Here is a 3661-nt window from a genome sequence, read left to right as displayed (position 1 = left end):
ACGTGCATAAGCAAACGGCGCACGTCTGCCGGAGCCAGCACTTTGGCTGAACTTCCCATGGAGGGATCCTTGTCGCTGTTAAGGGAGCGCCAAGCGCAGTGCGTATGGCATTTTGATATTAGCACATAACGGGAACAAAGTCAAAGGCGACGGCGAAGGAGAGCTTTGCGCGCGTTCGCAGCAGTTCCAGGTTGGTCGGCCAAAGCCACACTGGAAGTGGGCACCGCAGTGGGCAGAAAAGCCCGGAATCCGGAAATACGGTTTGTTTTCAGTGATTAATGGCGGAGACGGAGGGATTCGAACCCTCGGTAGGAGTAATCCCCCTACGGCGGTTTAGCAAACCGCTGGTTTCAGCCACTCACCCACGTCTCCGGCTGGCAGCGAAGGCAGGGCTATAGAGGCGCTCTCGGAGAGGATCAACCTGAACGATCGGCCGTAATCGGCGCCTTGCGCGCAAGCTCCGCTGAAGCCCGCACCGCGCGCCGTGCGTCAGCCGAACGCGGCCAGCGGCTCTCCGGATGGGACGCCCTCGACGCACAGCGCCGCGGCCTCATCGGCGGCGACGGCGCGCCCGAACAAATAGCCCTGGCCATAGTCGCAGCCCCATTCCCGCAGCCGCTCCGCCTCGACCTCGGTCTCGATCCCCTCGGCGACAGTCCTGATACCCAGGTTCCGGCCGAGATTGATCACCGCCCTGACGATCGCGGCGTGATCGGCGTCGGTGTCGACATCACGCACGAACGACTGGTCGATCTTGATGACGTTCACCGGGAATTGCTTGAGGTGCGAGAGCGACGCATAGCCGGTGCCGAAATCGTCGAGCGCGATCACCACGCCCTCACGGCTCAGGGTCTTGAGCGCACTCTCGACGTAGCTCGCGCCGCGGCCCACGAAGACGGTCTCGGTCACCTCGACCTGGATATGGTCCGGACGCAGGCCGAACTCGCGCATCCGCGCCAGCAGCATTTCGGCGAAATCGCCGCGCCTGAAATCACCCGCCGAGACATTGAGGGCGACGTGCCCGAACGACAAATCCTGCTCGAGCCATGATATCGCGTCGCGGCAGATCTTCTCGATCATGCGGGTACTGATCGCCGTGGCGATCTGAAAATCCTCGAAGGCGGGCGCGATCGTCTGCGGATATTGCACCCCGCGCTGCGGGTGGAACCAGCGCAACAGCGCCTCGAAGCCGGCGATGCGGCCGGTGGCGAGATCGACCTTGGCCTGATAGTGCGGCACGATCCAATCCTCGCGCAGAGCGCACCGCGCAAGGCTAAGCCCGGACGCGCGCTGCTGCATCTCCGCCCGAAACTGCGGCTCGAACAAGCGCAGCTTGCCGCCGCCTTCGGCTTTGGCCGCGTAGAGCGCCATGTCGGCGTTCTTGATGAGATCGCCGCGATTGGTGCCGTGGCTTGGGTAAAGCGCGGCGCCGATGCTGGCGTGGCAGTCGAGCAACGCCTTGCCATATTGGAAGGGACGCTCGAGCTGCTCCAGCACCCGCTCCGCGGCCGCATTGATTCCGGCGAGGCCCGCACCGCGTACGATCATCGCGAATTCGTCGCCGCTGAGGCGTGCGACGAAGCCGCCATCGCCGGCGGCCTCCTTGATCCTGCTGCCGAATTCCCGGAGCAGGGCGTCGCCGGCGTCATGCCCCATCGTGTCGTTGATCTGCTTGAAATCATCGACGTCGAGCAACAGCACCGCGAGCCGCTCGCACGAGGCGCGGCAGCGCCGGAGCTCCGCTTCCAGCCGCTCCTGGAACAGGCTGCGGTTGGGCAGCGAGGTCAGCGAATCGTGGCTCGCCGTCCAGCGGAGCTGCTCGAGCGCGCTGCGCTGCTCGGTGATGTCCCAGATGAAGCCTTCGAGCCAGAGCGGAGTGCCGTCTGCATCGCGCACCTCGATGCCTTTTTCCTGGATCCAGCGGATGCTGCCGTCGCGATGGACGAAGCGATACTGAACGTTGAATTGCTCTCCTGCCGTGACCGCTTTGGCGACTGCGGCCTCAACCGCCGCAAAATCGTCGGGGTGGGCGAATTCCGCCCAGGTCATCTTGCCTTCGGTCAGCTCGGTCGCGGAATAGCCGGTAAGCGCTTCCACCCCCTCGCTGCAGAACAGCATCGACCATGGCACAGTGCATGCGCAGCGATAGGCGACGCCGGGAAGATTGTTGATGAGCGTGCGCATCGCGCGCTCGCTCTCCTGCTGCGCTAGGCGCAGCTCCATGCTTTCGGTGATGTCGTAGAGGATGCCGTCGACCCAGCGCGGATTTCCCCATCCCTGCGCGGGGGGACGGGCGATCGCCCGCACCCAACGGACAGCCCCGTCGGGCCTGATGATGCGGAATTCGACATCGTGGATCGCTCCGGTCTTGAAGCTGCTTTGCAAATTCGCTTCCACCAGCGCCCGGTCGCCCGGATGCACCGGCGCGAGCGCGGGTTCCTGGCGCTCCGTGGCAGGCCACCCAAGGATGTGGCTGGTCAGCGCATCGTAGGTCGCCAGGCTCGATACCATGTCGATCCGCCATGTCCCGACCCCGGCCACCGCCAGGGCTTCGCGCGCGAACGGGTCGGCAGAGCTGCCTTCGGCAAACCCCAACGGGTTCGCGATCGACAGTTTGACCGGCGCGTGAAGCATCTAGTCCCTCCCAACGGCGAGCGATGCTCCCCAAGTAACGCGACGCTGTAGAGGCCGCTGCTTTACCAAAGCGTTTAATTTTGCGGGCGGAACGCTGACGGTGCGTCAGCAAAATGGCCGCTACGATGCGGTAGCAAGGGTCATGGGCCTGCATGCGGCCCGCTGCCCCCGCCGGTCACGCTCAAGGCGTTCCGACACATTCCGCCGCGCTGGCGACTCGCCTCGTCGCGCGTTCATTGCCGCTTAAGCCGCGGAGGGGTTACCTTTGTACCGGGTGAGTGGGGGTCAGCGTTATGATAAAGTCCGGCGTTTTGAAGCTTCTCGCGGCTGCGTGCCTTGCCGCCAGTCCAGCCGTCGCGCAGGTCACCGCGGTCGATCCCAGCGCGCCGCCGAGCGACACTGCGCAAACCGCGCCTTATGAGGAGCCGGCGCCGAGCGACTATCAGCCGGTCGATGCCGGCAGCCAGGATCCTGCGGCGCCCGCTCCGGCAGGGCCGAATGCGCCTGCCACAGCGCAGGGCCAAGCGGCGCTGGCCCCGCCGGCGGATACGATCCCGAAGCGCGATGTGATCGGCGCCGCCGAAAACGTGTTCGGCAAGGGCGCCAAGGGCCTCGCCGAGCTGCTCGAGAAGATCCTCGCCGATCAGGGCGAACCGAGCGCCTATATCGCCGGCCAGGAGGCGAGCGGCGCGGTCGTGTTCGGCGTCCGCTACGGCTCGGGGACGATGCGCCACAGGATCGAGGGCGATCGCGCCGTCTATTGGACCGGCCCGTCAGTCGGCTTCGACGTCGGCGGCGACGCGAACAAGGTGTTCGTTTTGGTCTACAACCTCCACGACAGCCAGGAGTTGTTCCGCCGCTACCCGTCCGCGGAAGGCCATGCCTATTTCGTCGGCGGTTTCTCCGCGAGCTATCTGCGCCGCGGTCCGGTCGTGCTGATCCCGGTCCGCCTCGGAGTCGGCGCGCGGCTGGGCGTCAACGCCGGCTACATGGCCTTTTCAGAAAAGAACCGCTGGCTGCCCTTCTA

2 protein-coding genes and 1 tRNA gene are annotated in these 3661 nt (G+C 65.3%); 1 reads left to right on the top strand and 2 read right to left on the bottom strand.

Annotation, left to right across the window (positions count from 1 at the left end; genetic code table 11):
* Positions 1 to 279: 279 nt before the first annotated feature.
* Positions 280 to 372: transfer RNA gene (locus V6M48_RS12380), tRNA-Ser, on the bottom strand.
* Positions 373 to 489: 117 nt separating this feature from the next.
* Positions 490 to 2634, bottom strand: coding sequence for a putative bifunctional diguanylate cyclase/phosphodiesterase (locus V6M48_RS12375; RefSeq protein WP_332812835.1), 2145 nt, complete (start codon positions 2632 to 2634; stop codon positions 490 to 492).
* 293 nt (positions 2635 to 2927) lie between these two features.
* Between V6M48_RS12375 and V6M48_RS12370 the strand changes: the two genes are divergently transcribed.
* Positions 2928 to 3661: DUF1134 domain-containing protein (locus V6M48_RS12370; protein ID WP_332812834.1), on the top strand; the 734-nt coding region annotated here is incomplete at its 3' end.

Source organism: Sphingomonas sp. (assembly GCF_036677245.1).
Lineage (GTDB): Bacteria > Pseudomonadota > Alphaproteobacteria > Sphingomonadales > Sphingomonadaceae > Allosphingosinicella.
The sequence above is the reverse complement of the archived record's forward strand: the minus strand, read 5'-3'. Positions and strand labels throughout refer to the sequence as shown.

Coding starts and splice junctions, on each gene's coding strand:
- V6M48_RS12375 (WP_332812835.1), bottom strand. CDS start 2,634: ATGCTTCACGCGCCGGTCAAACTGTCGATCGCGAACCCGTTGGGGTTT.